The sequence below is a fragment of the Streptomyces prunicolor genome (assembly GCF_045162825.1).
Lineage (GTDB): Bacteria > Actinomycetota > Actinomycetes > Streptomycetales > Streptomycetaceae > Streptomyces > Streptomyces prunicolor.
This window is the reverse complement of the sequence record NZ_CP108676.1, coordinates 7,342,878-7,361,140: the sequence shown is the minus strand read 5'-3', so window position 1 is coordinate 7,361,140 and position 18,263 is coordinate 7,342,878. Positions and strand designations below refer to the sequence as shown.

Genomic DNA, 18,263 nt, shown 5'->3' with positions numbered 1-18,263 from the left:
GCTCGTCTTCTGGTGCCGGCCACGCGATGCTGCGCGCCCTCAGCACACAAGCCAGCTCCTCCCTGCGCTTGATGATCACGGTCCGCTCTCGGCATCGCGAGGATGCAACACCCCAACGGGGCGCGGCCAAGGTCCACTCCCGCTGGTGGGACTCCGTTGCGCCAAGGTCTGCCTACGGCGCTTCGTACTCCCTGGGCATGTGGATTTCTCCGATGGTGGCCGGGTCGCGTGGTGCTGGAACGGCCTGGGTGCTGATGACCTGAGTGCCCGTGGCCTGGGCTGCGTTTGCCAGATCTCGCAGGACGTCGTCGACCACGGTGGTGCCGATGCCCTGCTGGTAGGGGTTGTCCAGGAGCAGCAGGCCGGGGAAGGCGGCTTCTTCGTCGAGGTCGGATGCCAGGAACAGGGTGGCGTAGCTGTAGGCCAGGAAGAAGAGCACCTTCGTCTCTGCCCCCAGGGCTTGGTCCCAGGGGCGGGTGCCGACGTAAAAAGTGAGGTCACTGTCGTTGATGGTGATGGCGCCCTTGACCCAGCCGCGTTCGCGGTAGCGGTGGAGAAACTCGTTCATGCGCTCGGCGAACAAGGCGCATCGTTCGACGGAGGCGAGCGCCGTTGTGGCAACTCCCGCAGGCTCTTGGCCAAGTGCGTCGACGGCTTGTTGTGCAGCGGTGACGGCCTGGCTCGCTACCGCGCGACGTTGAAGGATCTCCTCAATGGCAGGAAAGGCTGTCATCTTCTGTTCGAGCTGGGCGATCTGGGCGGCGAGGTTTTCGAGGCTGGCCATGAAGGGAGCCAGCTGCGCGGCGCGTTCTTCGTTGATGCGGTGCGCGAGCCGTGCCTGTTCGTCTTGGAGGTCCACTCGGCGCGCGCGGGCCGTCTGCAGATCGGCGCCGGTCCGGGCGGTGACGTCATCCAGGTCGGCAAGTTCCGACTTGAGCGACCGGATCTCCACTTGCGCCCGTCGGCGGCGCTGGTCGTCGTCGACCGGTTGGAAGCACAGGTAGCAGGCGTCTTCGCCGTGCTCTCGGTGCGGGTCCACGCGTTGTTCGCACGCTGGGCAGAGTCGTACGGGAAGGGCGTCGAAGATCTCCACGGAGGCGATGAGGCGCTCCATGCGGGTCACCTCCGAGGTGACCGTCTGGGCGGAGTAGGCGTGTTCGCTGCCGAGTTGTTCGAGCGCAACGACCTCGTCGACCGCCAGTTGCAGCCGCCTGGATATGTCTTCGTAGACGCTCGTCAGTGACGCGTCGTATCCGGCCGCCACCTCCGTGGTGGACGTTCCCTGCAGGAGGCTGTTGATCTCCTGCGTCAGTTCGAGACGCCGTTGGCGAACCCCGTCGAGTTGGGAAGTGACCTCTTCCCGTGCGGTCGCTACCTGGTCGAGGGTACGGGCGACGGGAATGCCGAGCCGTTCGGAGATGGCGGTGACAGCCTGCAATGTACTGTCCTGCACGTCCCGCTCCACTGCCTGGGCTACGGCAAGGCGCCGCTTGGCCTGGGCGACGGCGAAATCCTTGGTGTCGTAGCGGGAGCCGGCGAAGCCGAGGAGCATGCTGACGACGCCGCGCCGGATGAATTCCTGCTCCTTGTCGGCGAAGCCCGTCCAGGACTCCTCGTTGCGGTAGAAGTGGCGCAGAAGGTTCCGGAAGGACAAGGGCGTCAGTTCACTGGCTGTGGCCGGGTGGAGGCCCTTGGGGATGCGCAGGTTGGGCCATCCCAGTTCGCGCAGGATCCAGTCGGAGAAGTCTGCGTCGGTCAGCTCATCTCCGTCGACGTACACCTTGTTCATGCGCCCGTGCTTCAGGAGACGTGTGAGGACGCGAGGGCGTCCGTTGAGCCGGATAGCGGTGGAGACCTCGATGTATTCGTCGGAGACGGCGGCACCGAGAGCGTCGATCATCCCGCCGCGGTCGCCGAGGCAGTAGTCGATGACCTTCAGCGTGGTTGTCTTGGAGCTGTTGCGGGGCCCGCTGAGGATGTTCAGCATGCCGGTCCCAAAGGCATACTCGTCGATTTCTGCGGTGTTGTGGACGAGCCTGACGGAGTCGATCCTGATTCCGCGGTCGGGGTGGGCGGTCACGGGCTTGGTCATGGCCGGATCTCCTGGCGGAAGGGCGCGTTTCCGACCTCGTCTGGGAACAGGTCGTAGATGAGGTTTTTCAGGTCGGTGCCCGACAGGGTGGCCAGATTCCCCCGCATGGCCTGACAGCGCCGGACCAGCGGCTGGAACTCGCGGGCCTCGGCGAGACGTTGCGCTGTCCTCTTGCCGGCGGCTTTGAGCTTTACTCGTTCGACCCGGTGGCTCGTGACGGTGACAAGATCGCGGGAGATGAGGAAGGCGAGGAACTGCCGGTAGCGCTGGTCCCAGGGCCCGTAGCGGTAGCGAATCATCGGTGCCTCGACTTCGGACGGGTCGGGGGCGAGAAACGCGGTTTCGGCATCGACGGCTTCCGGCATTGCGGCGTGGGCCCGCTCCAGGAACCCCGGGTAGCGCACGAAGAAATCAAGTTTGGCGAACTTCGTCCGTCCCTCGATGTAGGGACCGGGCTCCTCACCGCAGAGGTAGATGAGCAGCAAGAGCCGTGCTGCGTGGAAGTCGGGAGAATCGTCCGGGTCCCAGGCGCGATACAGCGGGGGTACCACGCTGCTGCCGATCTTATGAGGCATCGGCGTACCTGTTCTGGCAGCGTGCTGTGATGTCGGAGAGCACTGCGTGGGCCTCGGCGAGGGTGAACTGCCGGCTGGTCACCTCGGGCATCTCGCTCACGGCCACGAGCGTCTCGAAGTACGCCGCCGAGCCGGCGTCGAGACGCCCGGCGCGGCGCTTCGCCATCGTGAGCGTGCAGATGGCGTTGATCTGATCGGCCAGATCGTCGTACGCGCGGCGCCGGGTACCGACACTGGCGCGGTAGGTACGACGGTAGGCGAGCATGGCATCATGCTGGGCTTCCGCCTCGGGCTCAGGTATTTCGGCAGCCCGCAGCTTGTGCTTGAGTTTCGTCAACAGTTCGGTGGATCCGTCTCGCCGCCGCCCAGTTGCTCTGCGCACGCTGTCATCGAGGGCCGCGCCGAAGTCGTCCGCGGTGAAGGTTCTCGGTCGCAGCTCAAGGGCGCTGCGGGCGATGTACCGGGAGATCAGCCAGATCATGACCTCCTCGACTTCCTCGTACAGCGGTTTCTCGCCCAGGCACGCTTCCACCAGTGGCGCTAGTCGAGCCATGGCCTCCGCCTCGACCTGGTCGATGGTGCGCGCCTCCACCAGAACGTCCAGACGGTCGACACACCATCCGATGTCCCTGCCATCCGGCAGTTGCACCTCTCTGAGCCTCTTGACGATGTCCGCGCGGGCGTCGGCGCCCACCGGACCGCGAGGGCGGTCGCGTTCCGCGACAAACTCGTAGAGGTCTCGCTGGGGTGTCTCGTTGACGATGAAGGTGAACCGTGTGCCGTCCGGGAGCGGCTTGCCCAGAAATAGCTTGCCCAGATAGCTGCTGTCTGCGGCCTTCTTCTCTTCTGGCCTGCAAATGTTGGCGATACTGTGCCGTGTCCCGGCTTCCTCGATCGTCTTGACCTGCCGGTATACGGGGGCGCTGTCCCGATGACACAGGATGTCTTCCAGGTCCTCCCACGAGACCGCGGTCCACTGCCCTTCGAGCATGTCCAGGCAGTCCAGCAACGTGACGGCATCCTGATAGGCGAACCCGCGCCTGCTTCGACGGCCGCCGTCAGCAGGCGCGAGCGCCACGGCCGCCTCGTGTGCACTGACGCACAGCACTGGACCCTCGATACACGGCAAAATGGCCTGTCCGCACAGTTCCCCCATAAGCCACTTCGGAGCATGCAGTAGATCACCGCCCCACCCAGAAGAGCAACGGTCGCGCAGAACATCGGCCTCGCTGCGTGTCCGTACCGCTACAGACGCAGTACGGCAGGAGAAGTAAAGGCGGCGACTCAGTCGCGGAGTCCTGGACGCGGCAATGGAGCTGTCGGAGACGCGCTCTCGCGTGAACTCACACCGCAGCAGTCGGACAGCAGATCTCTACAGCCACCCCGTGTCAGCGATACCAGGCTAATCGTGCGCCAGGTCGGGCTCCGGCGGCCGGTCGTAGGAGCTCAACAACCCCTCGATGCGCTGGTTGTTGATGGACTGCCGGTCGTACAGGCACCTCGCGTACCGACTCAGCAGGACCTCAACGCTGTTGCCGGCCCGCTGGGCGACCTCGGCCGGGTCCGCGCCCGCGCACAGCCACGTGGACAGCGCCGAGTGCCGCAGGTCGTAGGGCCGTTTCGCGAGCGGAGTGCCGGTGAGGGCGGGCGGCAGGGCGAGGTCACGGCTCTCGTGCCAGACCCGGTGGTAGGTGCCGTAGCTGATAACCCGCCCCTGTTCGGTGAAGAACAGCCGACCGTCGTCGGCCGTGCCGAACGTGGCAACATGCTCGCGCCACATGGCCACCAGATGCGGAGGCAGCGGCACCACCCGCGTTTCCCCCGGCGGACGGTTCTTCAGCCCGCGCTCGTCGTGGAACTCACCGCTGTCCGTCCACCGTTTGCCCGCCTGCGGCCGGGTGCGGTGCAGGATCAACCGCCCCCAACCAGTGGCGGGCAGGCGGCAGTCCGGCAGCGCCACCGCGACCGCCTCCTCCGGACGCAGACCCGCGTAGTACATGCCCGCGAAAAATCCGACCAGCCGACGGCCCCTCGCCCTTCGATAGCCGCCGACGTAGGAGACGGCGTCCAGCAGATCCCGAGCCTGGTAGGGGTTGGCCACCACCCGCGGATCCACCGCGACCGCCGGCTTGGGCACCCGCCAGCGGACCCTCTTCAACGGGTGGCTGCCCAACTCGCCACGCTCCACGGCGTAGTGGAGCGCGTGCACCAGCACCTTGCGCTTGCGGCGCATCGTCTCCACCGCCGCCTCACCACCGTCCAGCTTCCGGCGCAGCGACTCCAGCACATCACGCGCCAGGACCGGATCACTCAGGTCCACCAGGGGACGAGACGCCTTCGCCACCCACTGCAGCACCAACCGGTCCTCCGCCGGCATCTCCCCCTGCCCCGGCCCGGGCACGACGAACGCCCAGTGCCGCAAAGCGCGGCGCAACAGCTGCCCACTCGGCCGCCCCGGAAGATCCCACAGCATCGCCACCGTGACGGTAGTCAGCGCATCGCTGACCTCGTCCCGGGTCTTCGCCGCCCGACCGGACCAGTGAGCCCGCGCATACTCGGCCGCGAACTCATACCAGCTCAGCTGCGACGGCCCCCGTGACCCGTGACCAGAGCTGCTCACCTCGGCCAGGCCCACGCGGATGGCCCGCACCAGCTCCGCACCGAACTCGCCCGCCAGATTCGCAACGGCGCTGCCGCCGTCCGGCCGTCCATCTCCGTGCGGCTGGGCCGGGGACGGGTACAGCATCTGACCGGGGTCCGGTGCAGCACCATCGTGACGCTCTTTCAAGTCCATGCCCGCCTCCTTCTGATCGGCGGGAGCATGACTGCCCGGCACATCCACTCCAACATCCCCCTGCGAGAGGGCACTCGGGCGGCATCCGGTTGACGAGCGCGGATTGTCAGACCTTCGGCACGGCTTGCGTCGCCAGTGGTCGCATCTGGTCCCGGTGTGGCCGGTTGTGGTTCTTGGCTCACCATGCGCACTTGTATGCGCCCCAATGCTCCGAACTACCGTTCCCGGCCAGCCGGGGCACGCGGACACCGTGGGGGAATGTATGGCGAGAACCGCGCGACAGATCCTGAACGCGCTCGGCCGCTCAACGACCGTTCACGTCCACTCGACGGCAGAGCTGGCCGCTCACGTGGACTCCGCGGCGGCGGTCATCGACAAGAAGCGCCGGGAAAAGGGCCAGGAAGCGGTACGCAGGAAGCCCGACCTGCGGCCCGTCGTGCTGGCCGAGCACGGCCGGTCCATCGACCTGACGCCGTGGCAGGTCCTGCACGCCGTGGCACGCGGCTACGTCCTGGCCGGCCAGGGAATGGGGCGCGGACTGGCAGAACACTGGCTCAGCCTGAAGTTCTGCGAGGCGCTGGAAGCCAATCGCGCCCGTTCCATGGACCTCACCGACAAGGGCCGCTCCTCCGAACGCTGGTACAAGGGCATGCAGGCCCGGGAGCTGGCCGTCGGCTTCGGGCTCGCGGTGGCGGAACACCTCGTGCAGCAGCGCTACCCCGACCACATCGTCTCGGTCGTGGACACGAACACGGTGCTGCGAGCCGGCTGGCCCCTGAGCGTCTCCCAGCGGAACAAGGGCTCACGGCCCCGGCCCGACTACATCATCGAGGCGTGGAAGCCCGGAGAGCCGTCGAAAGTCACGTTCGTGGCCTGCCGGGGAAATCACCAGAAGCCGAGCAAGCGGAGCGGCCGAACCCGCAGCACCACGATCCAGCAACTGGCCAAGGGAGCCGAACTGACCGAGGGCATGCAGATCGGTCCGTGGAATTCCACGCCGTGTCTGATGCTGTCCACCGAACTCATGGGCCAGGGCGGGGTCGTGGTCAATGTGCTGCAGTCCCCCGGCGAGACTCTGCTCCCCCTGCGCACACCTGGCGGTCCGGGAAACGCCGACGAGGAGATCAGGGACAAGCCCGGAACCCCCTACCCCAACGCCATTCGCATACCCGCCCGCGACGGCCGACGGGCGCGGACCGTCGACGGATTCCAGGTTGGCGAGGACGACCTCGCCTGGTTCGGCCAACTCCTGGCCCGTACCGCAGCAGCCGGCCTGACCACCTTCTCGGGCGGAGGGAAATATACAGCCCGGTATCTCACCGCCCGCCAAGGGCGAGAGCACTACGACGTCCCCGCCTTCGCCGCAACATCGAGCATTGACGACGCGGACATCGAGGTCGGCGACACGAAATTCCTCGGCACGGACAACGTCTTCCGCATGGGAGCCGCGCGCATCGAGGCATTCTCCGGAACGGACTCAGGACTCTACAAGCTGATCAAAGACGGCAGCGTGGAAGAGTATCGGCAAGCGGCCTACGAACTCCGGTCCAAACGACACGACTCCCATGCAGCCGGGAATTGGAACGCCCCGATCTCGTTCCAGGACGACGGCACCGTCATGGCCCTGAGCATCCTGCCCATCCGCAAACGACGCACGCTATAAACCAACAGCTCACGGCATCTTGATTCTTCTCCGTACCCCACCTCAAAGATCAACCGCCCCAAGCCGGAGCGAGCCGGGAACGCGCCGCCACACTGGCAGGAGCCCGCCCTCACGACTCAGCCGCTTTAGTCGGCAAGGTGAACTTTTTCCTCATTTGTTTGCGCCCTATATCCGGTATGCCGTCTGCGCTAATTATGGCACTCATGGAACCATCCGGCTCCGAGATCTTCGCTATCTCAACGGTTCCGTTTCGGGCTTGGTAGGTCATCCAGTCAACAGTCCCTCCGGGACTGCCGCCAGTCCGAGGGGCGACTCCCGAGGGAATAAGAGTCAAGAGACACAAAGACTGAACCATGGCCAGGTCTGAACCTGTTTTGTCATGCGTCAGATCGTGCACGAACATCGACATCGCCTGCCAAGCCCAGGGCTCGAAGACAACAGCCTGCTTACCAGAGTTGACACAGGCCAACAGTCGGTCTGCCATCGGGTCGCCCTGTTTGCTCTTACTCAGGGAGAGCATTATCACGGGGGGAACATGGTGAGCCCAAGCGCTGTACCAGAAATCCTGGCCCTCGGTGACTTTATCCACCGTCTTATCCGTGCTACCCGACCATTTGCCCCATATCCCTTCCAGGCCACCATCCAAGGCTTTCTCGATCTGTGTGGCGGCTACTGAACTAGCAAGCTCCTTGAGCCACTCAGTGGTCGCGGGGTTGAATACGGCGGATCGCGCCGCGGCAGAGCACGAGGTAAGACCAACGGTACCAATCGCAACTCCTGCCACGCCCCAACTGAGCGCCTTGCGCCGACTTACCCCGTCAGCTTCATTGACGGTATCAAGGCTCACGTCTCCCCCTCTCATACACACGATGCGGCCTCCCCACCCTGACCGGGACGCGTATCTTAGGTCACAATGTGGCCAACTGACCAGGTTTCTGCAACAGTTCGCCAGCTCGTCGAAGGGCAAGGCTTCCCAGGGGCTTTCGTTGCTTCGGGATGTTGCCCAAGGGCATGGCCTGCGTACCCGAGTTCGGCCGACTGGAGATCACACACTCCTCGGAGGACGACGCGGATCTTGAGCCGGGTAAATCCGTCGAGGACTCCGACTGGGAGGGCAAGAACGCCGGCGCATAGCCCACGGTCCGGGCGCACTCGACCCGGCCGTAGGCGCAGGCCAATTGCGGTGACCACGCCATTTCAGCCTCCGCGGCACGACGGTGGAAGGCAAGCCGCGACCTGACCGGCGTCGAACGGGGCGGGCGGGATGCACGGTGGGGCTGTGGCCTCTCCTCTGGCGTCATGCGCCCCGTGAGCCGTCCGGCCGTACCAACGGTTCAGTAGTGTGCGGTCCTGGCCGACGGCGAGCAGGTCATTCCCCGTCGTGACCTGTAGTCCTCGAATTCCGAGACCGGGGAGCGGAGGGCGGAGGCGTCGGTCATGACGGTTATTCCTCGTCCGTTCCGGCAGCACCTGGGCCGGGCTGGTATCCGCACCCGAAGTACACGAACTGCCCGGGCTGGACGCGTACTTCGGTGTGCTCCCAGCGGTAGATCCCGCTTTGCTCACCCTCGTAGGTGAAGGTGTCTCCCGCCTCTATGGTGACGGCCGGGTCTGCCGTCACGTCGCCGAAGGGCCCCCACTCGTCCTCGTCCGGGAATCCGTCGGCGAACCAGCGCTGTTGCAGTTGAGCACGGACGGCGTACGACGAGGTGTTGTGGACCTCGACGCTGTACGCGGCCGTGTGAATCAGGTCGTCGCCCGACTCTTTCCCGAGCGAGGCTGTCACCTCCAAGGCGCGGGCTGCCGGACAGTCTTCTTGCTGTTTGGTCGGCACCGGCTCGCTGTAGACACCGTCGGTCACCGCGGCCATCTGGTCCGGGCAGTAGAACGTGGCTGCCTCCACGATGAACCCGGCCTGGTCGACCGGGTCGGTCAGCGGAAGCCCCACAGCGTCGGGCACGTCATTCATGTCCGTGCCGTTGGTAAGTGCCGCACAGACGGCTTGCGCGTCTTTGATGACGGCTGTACGGAAGTCGGATACGTCGCTGCCGCCAGGCAAGGACGACATGACGCCGTAGGACACGGTGCCGCTGGGCCAGGTAGAGAACGGCGCGACGTCACCGACAAACGCGGTGTCGCGGGCGGCAGCGGAAGTGAACTGCGGAACCGCGACATACGGGGGCCCGTCACTCGGCACAGCAGCTCTCTTGGACGCGGAGGTCCTCAGCGGAGCGGGGTCGGGCTGAGGCCGGACGTCGTCGGTGTGCCGGTTGACGACCATGGCAACGCCGGCGACCAGCGCAAGAACGGCCGCCCCGGCCCCGGCGACCCACCATCGGCGGTGCCGGGCGCCGGTCGTCAATGTGGGCTCGACGGCGCCACGAGCGCTGGGGGATGGTCCTGCCTCGTCCGGTCTCGGTCGCACGTCAGACATGATCGGCGTTTCCCCTTGTCACCTCACGGCCCCCACTGGCCGAAGGCGATCATCCTAAGAGTTTCACGCAGATCCACATATCGCCGTGACACCCGAGGCTGCCTGGTGCCGACGGTGTGGCACGTCTCCCCCTCCGTGTTGACCTGCCAGCCATGGCCGTCGAGATCGAAGAAGCGGCGCTTCCCCGTCCCACCGACAGTCCCGAGCAGACCTCTGTGGAAAACCGGTGTACGGAGGGCCTCTTGGGGTGATACTTCGTGAAACATGGTGAACGGGGGGCCAGATGGGGTGTGACGAACCGATCGGTGCACTGGTGGTCAATGCCTTGCTGAATGGGCGGTATCAGGACTGGCTCGGCGTCCAGATGACGGCCGAGGGCGGTTCTCCGGCCAAGCCCGCAGAACCAACCGCGCCGCCAACTCGGAAACGTCAACCGCCCAGCAAGGCGGCCAAGAAGCCTGCGACCAGCAGACGGGCCCCGAAGGACCTGGCCGTTGCGAAGAAGGGACCATCCTCCCGGCGCGCCGCGATCAACGATGCGGCGGTCCAGGCGGTGGACCAGCGGCTACGGGACTGGTTGGCGAACAACCAACACGAGCAGGCGGGCAATCTGGGCGAGCAGGTGGCACTGCGGGTGCTGCAGAGCCAGCGATATGAGGTGATGGCGACCCAGGCCCTCATGAAGGGCGGTATCAGGGACATCGTCGGCGAGCCGACCAGGATGAATGCCGAAGACTTTGTAGTCGTCACTCCCGATGGGAGGCTGGCAACCGTCAACAGCAAAGCCGTCTACTCCGAGCGATCCAGCAAGGTGCTGGCCGACGGCAACCTCCGCTCACCGAGCATTGGCCAGGCGCAGCGCGCGATGACGTATGCGAGGGAGCGAGCGAACCTGCTCAGCCCCATCGAGGGCAACCCGTACTCCATAGTCATCGAGGTGGACTTGGTCGCCAAGCTGGCCCAGTTCTTCGAGATCGCAGATGACCTGACGATGGTGCGGGTCGGTGAACCTATCTCTGTGCTGGACGACATCGTCACCGTCTGCGCCCGCCACCGCGACGACATGCCGGCGCCGTTCCCGAGCGATGACGCCGCTCTCGACGACGAGCAGCCGTGACGCCCGCCCACCCGCCGCGGTCCAGGCCCGCCAGCCCCTGGGTGTGGTTGACCCGCGACCCGCTGATCAGCACGGAACGCGACTTGGCGACTGCCGACGACGTTGCCGTCGTCCAGGAGTTCTTCGCCGACAGGCTGCCCGCTTCCTGGACTGCCTGGGTCACCGAGTGCGGCGCCCCGAGTGGGTATGGTCGCGCGCTGCTGGGGCTCGGGCGGCGGACCACCGACGTACCGGCTAACGCACCCGAGGACGCGCTGGACGTTCTGATGCTGCTGCGGCTGACCGAACCCGGTTTCGGCACGGATCTGCTGCCCCTCGAAGTGCTGCCCGACCGGCAATTGCACTGCCTCAGCGTCGGCCCGGCGGGTCCCGGCACGGTCGTACTGGTGGACCTCGACCGCCCGGAACTGCGGGTCCGGGCCGCGTCGAATCTGCGCAATTTCTTGTCCCAGTGGCAGCGGGACCTGCATGCCATCGCGATGACCGTCACCGAGTATTTCGGCCGTCGGGACAGTACGGAGGCCGATACTCTGCTGCGGCCCGACGAGTGGTCGACGCGGCGTCTGTGTTCCCAAGACGTGGTGGTCGCGTTACTGCAGACTCGGCACAATCGGGACACCAACGAGCACGATGTTGCGGTGTGCGCCACCGCCACCCTGTCTTCCTTCGCCGAGGGCGCCCCGGCCCGCTGGGCGATGACCACCATCCTGGTTGAGTCTTACCAGGCCGGCGGGAGCCTCGCGGTCAACTTCGTGCGACGGGTGCGGACCGATGGGCAGAACGGCTACCACCCGTTCCGTATCGAGTCCCGGCGTCAGCCTGTGCCGCTGCCGTTCGCCGAGTGGGCGCGGTCCCGCGGTATTGCGCTGGATGAACGCTCCGGCCGGTGGGACCACGAGACCGGCGAACGCCTGCTGGTTGCGGCCACCCGACTCCCCGATTCGCTGCGCGCCCTGCTGCCGTCCGCTGGGGTGGCGCCAGCTGCGGTGTGTGCGGCGGTGGCTACCCAGACGTGGCCGGCGTTGGACGCCGAGGCGGTGCTACGCCGGGCCTGCGCTCCGGTCCGGGTGCTGACCGGCGCGGTCCTGGTCACCGACCGTCTGCGCTACCTCGCCGACCAGCAGGTGGTGCGCGGCGCGATGATGCTCTCCACGCTGTACCGGCATCTCCAACGAGGCGACCAGCCGTCGGCGTCGGATGACGACGACACGGTCCGCTCGATCGAGGTGGACTTCGGCGGCGCGCGGAGCGTACCGGGCCGCGACGCGAGCGCGGAGCCTGTGGCGTTCACCGCCGTCGACGGTGGCCCGGTGACGGCCGACTGGCCGGTGCTGGCCGGTCCCGCACCGCTGGCCGACAGGCGGCTTGTCATACGCACCCTCGCCGTGGACGCGGACTTGTTGGCCGTGGTCGGCCCGGCCGCGCTGCGCGGCTGCCACCTCGGCGAGGTGCTGCTCGTGCCTGCGGACGCCTCGGCCCGCCACCGTGAACTCACCGACTTCCTCACGGCCGCGGACCGCGCCGGGATCTGCGTGCTGGCGGCGCCGGAATACACGACCACCATGGACGTCGCCATCGCAAAGCGACTAGACCGGGCGAGGATGACGCGTCAGTGATAGCAACCATGTGGGCCGTCGGGAGCGGCCTGTGGCCCGGCTGCCCAGGATCCGATCCGTATGGTTTCCGGTCTTCCGCTGACATCGCGGCCGTGATGCGGCGGCGGATCAAGGCGGGCGAGGCGGGCGTCGACGACCGCACGCGTTACCGCATCGCCTGCGCCACCGTGGAGCGTGCTGCACGCATCCAGGGCGAACCCATCGCACACGTGGACGCCAACGACCTGCTGGCCTGGCTGGAGGGTATCGAGTCGGCCACTGTGGTGCCGCCGGAGGGGATCGCTGACTTCGCGGCTGCCGTGAGGCCGGCCCTGGCCGGGTCCGGGCCGCTGGCCGAGGCGGTGGACGCCGCGCTGCGACGGATGGCTGGCGCAGGGGCGGGCCTGGTGATCACGCTCGCGCCGATCGCCCCGGACGCCGTCGCGGTGACCCGAGCGGCCAGTCGGCCCGACCGGCCCGCGACCGTTCGCGACCTAGTCTCAGACCCCGAGCTGGCCACCACAGTACGGGGCCTGCCACGGACAGCCGACGAAGTATTCGCCGCCGATCCGGCGCGGCTGCGGGCTGCCGCCACGCTGCGCCGACAGCTTTGCGACGCGCTGCGTGCTGGGCAGCCGCTGCCGATCGGCGCCCAGGCCAAGCATGAGGTGCTCACCGAGGTGCTGCGCGAACTCCACCATCCGGCTGCGCCGAACGGTCGGCTGCGACTGCTGTTCGCCACCGAGTCCGCCGAGACGCGGCCGTTCGCATTCGGCCCTCTGCCCGTCCGACCGCCGGGCCGGGGCCGGGCTCTCACCCTCGGGCTGATGAGCATGCGGCACACCGAGCTTGATACCGAGGTCGCGGGCTACTGGTTCCGCAACCGCCTGGTGTCAGTACCGGGACGGTCCTTCGCGGACGTGGCGGCGTACTGCCACCGCGACTCCGTACCCAGGCTGCACCGGCTCGCCGCATCTGGCGTGAGCGATCTACTGATGCACCACACCGGCTTTGAACCCGCCGTCATCGGCTTCTACCGGGCAGTCGCCGAAGTCACAGCAACCACGGACCTACGCGTACGCCCGTTCTACCTGGCCGGCCACGGCACCCTCTCAGGCACACCATGGCCTGCACTGCCCACCGAGACCGGGAGCCTCTGATGCCACGCGACTGGCAGGTGGTCTGCAAGGAATGCGGAGGCGAACTGCTCTACTCCGACCGCTCGCGGCAGGAAGCCTTCGTCCGCGGCCAGTCACCGCCCGAGCGCTGCCTGGCGTGTCGCGGCCGGCACAGCCGAGCCATCTCCCGGCTGGCGGTGAAGTACCTCGACCTCGATCCGGGGCTGCCGGTCCCGGCAGGCGGGCTCAAGGCCGGCCGGCTCGGGCGACTCGACAGACCCGCGCGACCCCACCGGGAGCGCGATATTGACGGCTTTGTCCCCGCACCGCCGGACACCTTCGGCATCCGCGACGAGGAGATCGCCGAGCTACTCACCGAACTGGCCAGTCGTCAGGTCGCGGTCGTGGTGGCCGGCACCGGCTCCGGCAAATCCACCTTCCTGCCGTGGCGACTGCTGGTCCCGCCACACCCCTTCGCGGCCGACCATCTGACCCAGCACGGCAAAATCGTCGTCACCCAACCGAGGATCGAGGCATCCAGCGGCATCCCGGAGTACGTGGCCGCCACACTGCACGGATCGGTGGCTGGCCCCGGCACCGACATCGGCTACGTCAACTCGCGGCACAAGGACAAGTCCGACCCGCGCAACAAGCTCGTCTACGTGACCGACGGCACCCTGGTGAACATGATCAGGCGTGGCGAACTGCACGACGTCTCCGTGGTCGTGATCGACGAGGCCCACGAACGCTCCCTCAACATCGATCTCATCCTCGCGCTGCTGCGCCGCGAACTGCCCGGACTGCCGCACCTGAAGGTGCTGATCGTCTCGGCCACCATCGAAACCAGCACCTTCACCGAGTTCTTCGAGCCGGAATTCCCCGTCCTGGTGTCCCGGATGCGCAGCAAGGTCATTCACGAGGTGTATGAACGCTGGTGGGCCGGTCCGGAGCTGCCCATCGCGTCCTGGCCCGCCCAGATGCCGGGTCGCGCCGCGTCCACCGTGGTGGAACTGCTGCGCTGGATGGCCACCGGCGACCGGCCCGCGGACATCCCTGCGGACGTCGAGTGCCACCAGGGAGACATTCTGGTCTTCCTCACCGGACGCGGCGGTATCACGACCGCTATCAAGGAGACCACCCAACTCATCGGAGCCGACCCAGAAATGGGCCGGGTCGCCGACGCGATCGAGCTGCTGCCGCTGTACGGCGAGCTGCCTGCCGCCCAGCGGAACCGTGCCCTGCGGCCGGAGAGTCGCCGTCGCGGCACCCGCTACCGGGTAGTCTTCGCCACCAACCTGGCAGAGACCTCGCTGACCATCGACGGCATCCGGCACGTCGTGGACACGGGTCTGATCAACCGCTCCTTCTGGGACCCGGCGACCGCCATCGAGTCAACCGAACCGGTACCGCACTCTCGGCATGGACTGCGGCAGCGGCGCGGCCGGGCCGGCCGGACCGCCCCGGGCATCTGGCACTGCCTTTACACCGAGCGGCAGTTCACCGAGCTGGAAACCGAGACCCCGCCGGAGATCGTCCGGGCGCCGCTGCCCGCCGTACTGCTGGCCGCCGCCGTCGCCGGGGTGTCCGACCCCACTTCGCTGCGCTGGCCGCGCCCCGGCCCGCCGGATGGTGAGGTGGACCGGGCGCGGGCGGCGCTGCACGCGGTCGGCGCCCTCGACAAACACGGCGACCCGACCCCCGTCGGCCGTGAACTTGCGATCACACCTACGGACTTCGACGATGCAGCGATCCTCGTCACCGCCGACCAGGCGGGCTGCGCGATCGAGGCGGCAACGGTGCTCGCGGCCAAGTCCGACAGCGTCTGGAAACATCTGCTGCTGTGGTCGCGCCAGTGGCCGGCCGCAGCCAAGATGCACGTAGACGATGTCCACAGGGCTTTCCTGGACGGCGCCACCGACGACCTCGACGTGGTGTGCCGGGTGTGGGCCGGCTGGGAGCGGCAGCCCAATCCAGCCGCCCGGACGGCGTGGGCCCGGCGGCACTACGCCAACCCGGCGGCACTGGAGGAACTGGGCCGACTGCGCCAGGAGTTGCTGCGTCCGCTCCAAGCCAAGACCCGCACCGCCGCCGTACGCCCCCTCGACCAACGGCTGCTGCCCCGAGTGCGGGCCGCGATCGCCTGGGTGCACCCGAACGCGGTCTACGTGGCTGAACCTGCCGACCCCTCCGACGAACGCGCCTCGGTGGTAAGGGACTTGCGGCCAGTAACCCTGCCCCGGTCCGACCCGGAGGTGGTACGAGCCCTGCACGCGGCGGCCCGCCCTGTGCTGGACGACGCGTCATGGGTCAGTCGGCGGCCTCCAGGCACCGAGGACTTGCTGATCCCACTCGACCGGCGGATTCGGCGGCTATACGTCACCCCGCTGGCGCCGCCGGAGCGGGTTCTGCGCGCGACCTTCTGCGTGGTCGTACCGCCCGCGCTGGTGCTTGACGGCGTCGACTGGCTGGCAGCGGTGGCGGACCTGCCCCTCGGCGCGACGCCCGCAGCTGTACCCACACTGCCTGGCGACCGGTTCGTGGCTGAGGCAGTCGGCAGCCTGGACCAAACCGTCTGGTTGCGGCTGCTGTGGGCACTTCCGTCAATGCCCGATCCGACGGTGGAGATCGAGAGCGACGACGAACCGCAGGACGGGTCCGGCGATCCGGCCGAGGAACCGGGGGACGACGTCAGCGGCGACGTAGGGGGCCGGGAGTCGGCCGCCGGGGACGAATCCGAGGACTTGACCGGCTTGGATCTGGAGGAAGGTGACGACGGCCGAAACACCACGGACGCCGCACCCCTCGTACTCCCACCGCCGCACGATATTGAGGCGGTGCTGCGGATCCGGCCCGGCGACCTTCTGCCGGCCACCCCGTTCGAGGTGGTCGTCGTCGCGGTGACGGCCGACCGGGTGGAGTGCGTGCTCGATGTCCGCCGGGCTGAGTTCACCGCGTTCACCGACGCCCATCTCGGCCGTGAGGTGGAACTCGCACTGGACCATGTACGCGTTTTCCCCCGCGACCTCCAGCCGGTGCTGGTCGCCAAACACGTCCCCACCGGCTTCGTCACCCCGATCGACCCACGGAGGATCGGCACCGGCCTTCGCTACTCGCAGCTTCTCCTTCTGAACCCGGGCGCAGCCTGGACGTTGCGCATCGCGGGCGCCGACACCGAACGTCTGCTGCTGGAACCCACACAGGCCGAGCAGACGCTGGCCGCACTGACCCGGCTCGCCGCGGACCGGGCCCCCTATCAAACGACCGGCCGAGTGGTGGACGTCACGCTGGATACTCTGTACATCCAACTGACACCGGACGGGCTGCGATTGCTTGAGGACGACCCACCCGTGGTGGTCAGCGCCTTCGCCCGGGACCTTCCGCAGGCGCCGGAGCGCATCCGGCTCGAAGCCGTCGTTTCGGTAGTGCTGACCTGGAGTAACCGCCGCAACGGGATGCCGCTGGAAGACCTGGACGAGCACCTTGCCGGCCTACGGCTGCCCGACGGGCCGTGGGAGCGCCAAGGCGACCGGCTGGTGGTGACCGAGCCGTTGACAGTCGCGGACTGGCAGCGCCTGACCGCGCTCGCCGACCGCATCGCCGACCCGGTCGCCGCCGCCCGGCACCGCGCCCACTCGACCCGACTGGCGCTGGCGAGCCGGCGACCTCACCGGATCCGGGTGGTCGACCACCAGTTGCTGAGCGCCTCGCTGGCCAGGGGCCACGACACCGCCACTATCAGCAGCGCGCCCCCGGGAGCGGGTGCAGTTCTGGCGACCCCCCTCGGCGAGCAGTTCGTACCGGCCCGGCAGGCCGACCTCTACCGGGCGTTGGGCAATCGCCTCGACGTCGGCGACCAGCTCACCGTGTACTACGGCGCCGGCCGAGACGGGCCCGGCACAGTCAACGTCCACCTCTTCAACCCGGCGGCTCGCGGCGCACTGACCGCAGGCGACATCGTGCATTGCCGGTTGGGCGCAGTGACCGTCCGCGGTGGCGAACGGCACGTGTGCACCACGGCCGGTGTCGAGGGTCTGGCCCCGGTGCAGAGTCTGCGTGCCGATCATCGTGAGGGCGACCTGGCCGATCTGCGCGTCGTAGCGGTTCCCGACAGCGGCCCGATACGGATGTCCGCGCGATTCGAACGGCAGCGCTTCACCCTGACCGCGGAAGGGTGCGCACTGTTTCCCGCGAACTCGCCAGGGCGCCGTGACCGGTGGGATCTGCGGGCGCTCGACCCGCTCGCCAACGGCTCGGCCGACATCGAGATCCAGGGCGACGACCGCCCGATGCTACTGACCGTGCACACCGACACCAGCCTGGAGGGCCAGGACGCCGCCATCCGACTGCACGAGGCGCTGACCGGTTGCCTGGTCGTCCAACAACTACCGCACCACCGGCCGTTGCATGAGGACCGGCGCGCGCTGATGACCGACATCGCCGACCGCTTCGGCTGCCTGCTGGCGACCGGTCGATTGACCGCAGCCAATGGCTATCCCAAGACGGTGGTGTGGATCGCGGCTCCCGACACCGGTACGGCCCGAGCGGCCTCGACACGGATCGGGCAGGCGTATCCGCCGGTGTGGATCAGCAGCCCGTTCCGACGCATGCACGACCAGTGGGAAGCGGTCAAGGCGGAGGTGTCCGCGTGCGGCGGCCGGGCCCGGCAGTTGACATCGCTGGACTCCGCGGGTCGCAAGCAGTGGCAAGCAGTGATGGTCGTGCCGCCCGATCTACTGTCAACGGTTCTGCAGGCAGCCCGTCGACACTGCCCCGGTATCCCGGATGGCGACTGGCGGCCTGACCCTGACGTCCTGGCACCGCAGCACCTCGGCGTGCCCGCTGCACATCACTCTTGCTGACCTCGTCGTCGTGGTG

The 18,263-nt window shown here is 67.6% G+C and carries 11 protein-coding genes and 1 pseudogene; 6 read left to right on the top strand and 6 right to left on the bottom strand.

The features are described from left to right. Positions 1-172 precede the first annotated feature (172 nt). The 4 genes from OG588_RS34015 to OG588_RS34000 all read right to left on the bottom strand — a co-directional run bounded on the left by OG588_RS34015 (position 173) and on the right by OG588_RS34000 (position 5,461). Positions 173-2,092 (bottom strand): hypothetical protein, encoded by a 1,920-nt coding sequence (locus OG588_RS34015; RefSeq protein ID WP_405950583.1) that lies wholly within the window; start codon positions 2,090-2,092, stop codon positions 173-175. Continuing rightward, positions 2,089-2,667, bottom strand: a complete 579-nt coding sequence (locus tag OG588_RS34010; protein WP_405950582.1) for a hypothetical protein — start codon at positions 2,665-2,667, stop codon at positions 2,089-2,091. The genes OG588_RS34015 and OG588_RS34010 overlap by 4 nt, the downstream gene beginning before the upstream one ends. Then, entirely contained in the window at positions 2,657-3,745 is a 1,089-nt protein-coding gene (locus OG588_RS34005; RefSeq protein ID WP_405950581.1) for a dsDNA nuclease domain-containing protein, read from the bottom strand. Before OG588_RS34005 ends, OG588_RS34010 begins: the two co-directional genes overlap by 11 nt. A gap of 324 nt (positions 3,746-4,069) precedes the next feature. Next, the gene (locus tag OG588_RS34000) at positions 4,070-5,461 is read right to left on the bottom strand and encodes a tyrosine-type recombinase/integrase (RefSeq protein WP_405950580.1); all 1,392 of its coding nucleotides are present in this window, start codon (positions 5,459-5,461) and stop codon (positions 4,070-4,072) included. A gap of 262 nt (positions 5,462-5,723) precedes the next feature. On the opposite strand from OG588_RS34000, the gene OG588_RS33995 reads away from it, so the two are divergent. Beyond that, positions 5,724-7,124: a hypothetical protein gene (locus OG588_RS33995; RefSeq protein ID WP_405950579.1), complete on the top strand. Its 1,401-nt coding sequence runs from the start codon at positions 5,724-5,726 to the stop codon at positions 7,122-7,124. Positions 7,125-7,233: 109 nt separating this feature from the next. Here OG588_RS33995 and OG588_RS33990 read toward each other — a convergent pair whose 3' ends face one another. Continuing rightward, positions 7,234-7,971 carry a hypothetical protein gene (locus tag OG588_RS33990; RefSeq protein WP_405950578.1) on the bottom strand — a complete coding sequence of 246 codons (738 nt, stop codon included), beginning with the start codon at positions 7,969-7,971 and terminating at the stop codon, positions 7,234-7,236. 173 nt (positions 7,972-8,144) lie between these two features. On the opposite strand from OG588_RS33990, the pseudogene OG588_RS33985 reads away from it, so the two are divergent. Continuing rightward, positions 8,145-8,258 (top strand): annotated as a pseudogene (locus tag OG588_RS33985) (inorganic pyrophosphatase); the annotation flags it as partial. Between the two features lie 310 nt (positions 8,259-8,568). On the opposite strand, the gene OG588_RS33980 reads toward OG588_RS33985, so the two are convergent. After that, positions 8,569-9,192: a DUF732 domain-containing protein gene (locus OG588_RS33980; protein WP_405953278.1), complete on the bottom strand. Its 624-nt coding sequence runs from the start codon at positions 9,190-9,192 to the stop codon at positions 8,569-8,571. A gap of 649 nt (positions 9,193-9,841) precedes the next feature. On the opposite strand from OG588_RS33980, the gene OG588_RS33975 reads away from it, so the two are divergent. The 4 genes from OG588_RS33975 (at position 9,842) to OG588_RS33960 (ending at position 18,247) form a co-directional block, all read left to right on the top strand. Then, complete coding sequence (locus OG588_RS33975) at positions 9,842-10,675, top strand: hypothetical protein (RefSeq protein ID WP_405950577.1); 834 nt, start codon at positions 9,842-9,844, stop codon at positions 10,673-10,675. Between the two features lie 83 nt (positions 10,676-10,758). Then, complete coding sequence (locus tag OG588_RS33970) at positions 10,759-12,291, top strand: hypothetical protein (protein ID WP_405950576.1); 1,533 nt, start codon at positions 10,759-10,761, stop codon at positions 12,289-12,291. Positions 12,292-12,383: 92 nt separating this feature from the next. Continuing rightward, on the top strand, positions 12,384-13,430 hold the full coding sequence (locus OG588_RS33965; protein ID WP_405950575.1) for a hypothetical protein: 1,047 nt from the start codon (positions 12,384-12,386) through the stop codon (positions 13,428-13,430). Continuing rightward, a complete protein-coding gene (locus tag OG588_RS33960; protein WP_405950574.1) occupies positions 13,430-18,247 on the top strand; it encodes a DEAD/DEAH box helicase in 4,818 nt (1,605 codons plus the stop codon). Before OG588_RS33965 ends, OG588_RS33960 begins: the two co-directional genes overlap by 1 nt. The last annotated feature ends 16 nt before the right edge of the window (positions 18,248-18,263 follow it).

Coding starts and splice junctions, on each gene's coding strand:
- OG588_RS34015 (WP_405950583.1), bottom strand. CDS start 2,092: ATGACCAAGCCCGTGACCGCCCACCCCGACCGCGGAATCAGGATCGAC.
- OG588_RS34010 (WP_405950582.1), bottom strand. CDS start 2,667: ATGCCTCATAAGATCGGCAGCAGCGTGGTACCCCCGCTGTATCGCGCC.
- OG588_RS34000 (WP_405950580.1), bottom strand. CDS start 5,461: ATGGACTTGAAAGAGCGTCACGATGGTGCTGCACCGGACCCCGGTCAG.
- OG588_RS33995 (WP_405950579.1), top strand. CDS start 5,724: ATGGCGAGAACCGCGCGACAGATCCTGAACGCGCTCGGCCGCTCAACG.
- OG588_RS33980 (WP_405953278.1), bottom strand. CDS start 9,192: ATGTCGTCCTTGCCTGGCGGCAGCGACGTATCCGACTTCCGTACAGCC.
- OG588_RS33975 (WP_405950577.1), top strand. CDS start 9,842: ATGGGGTGTGACGAACCGATCGGTGCACTGGTGGTCAATGCCTTGCTG.
- OG588_RS33960 (WP_405950574.1), top strand. CDS start 13,430: ATGCCACGCGACTGGCAGGTGGTCTGCAAGGAATGCGGAGGCGAACTG.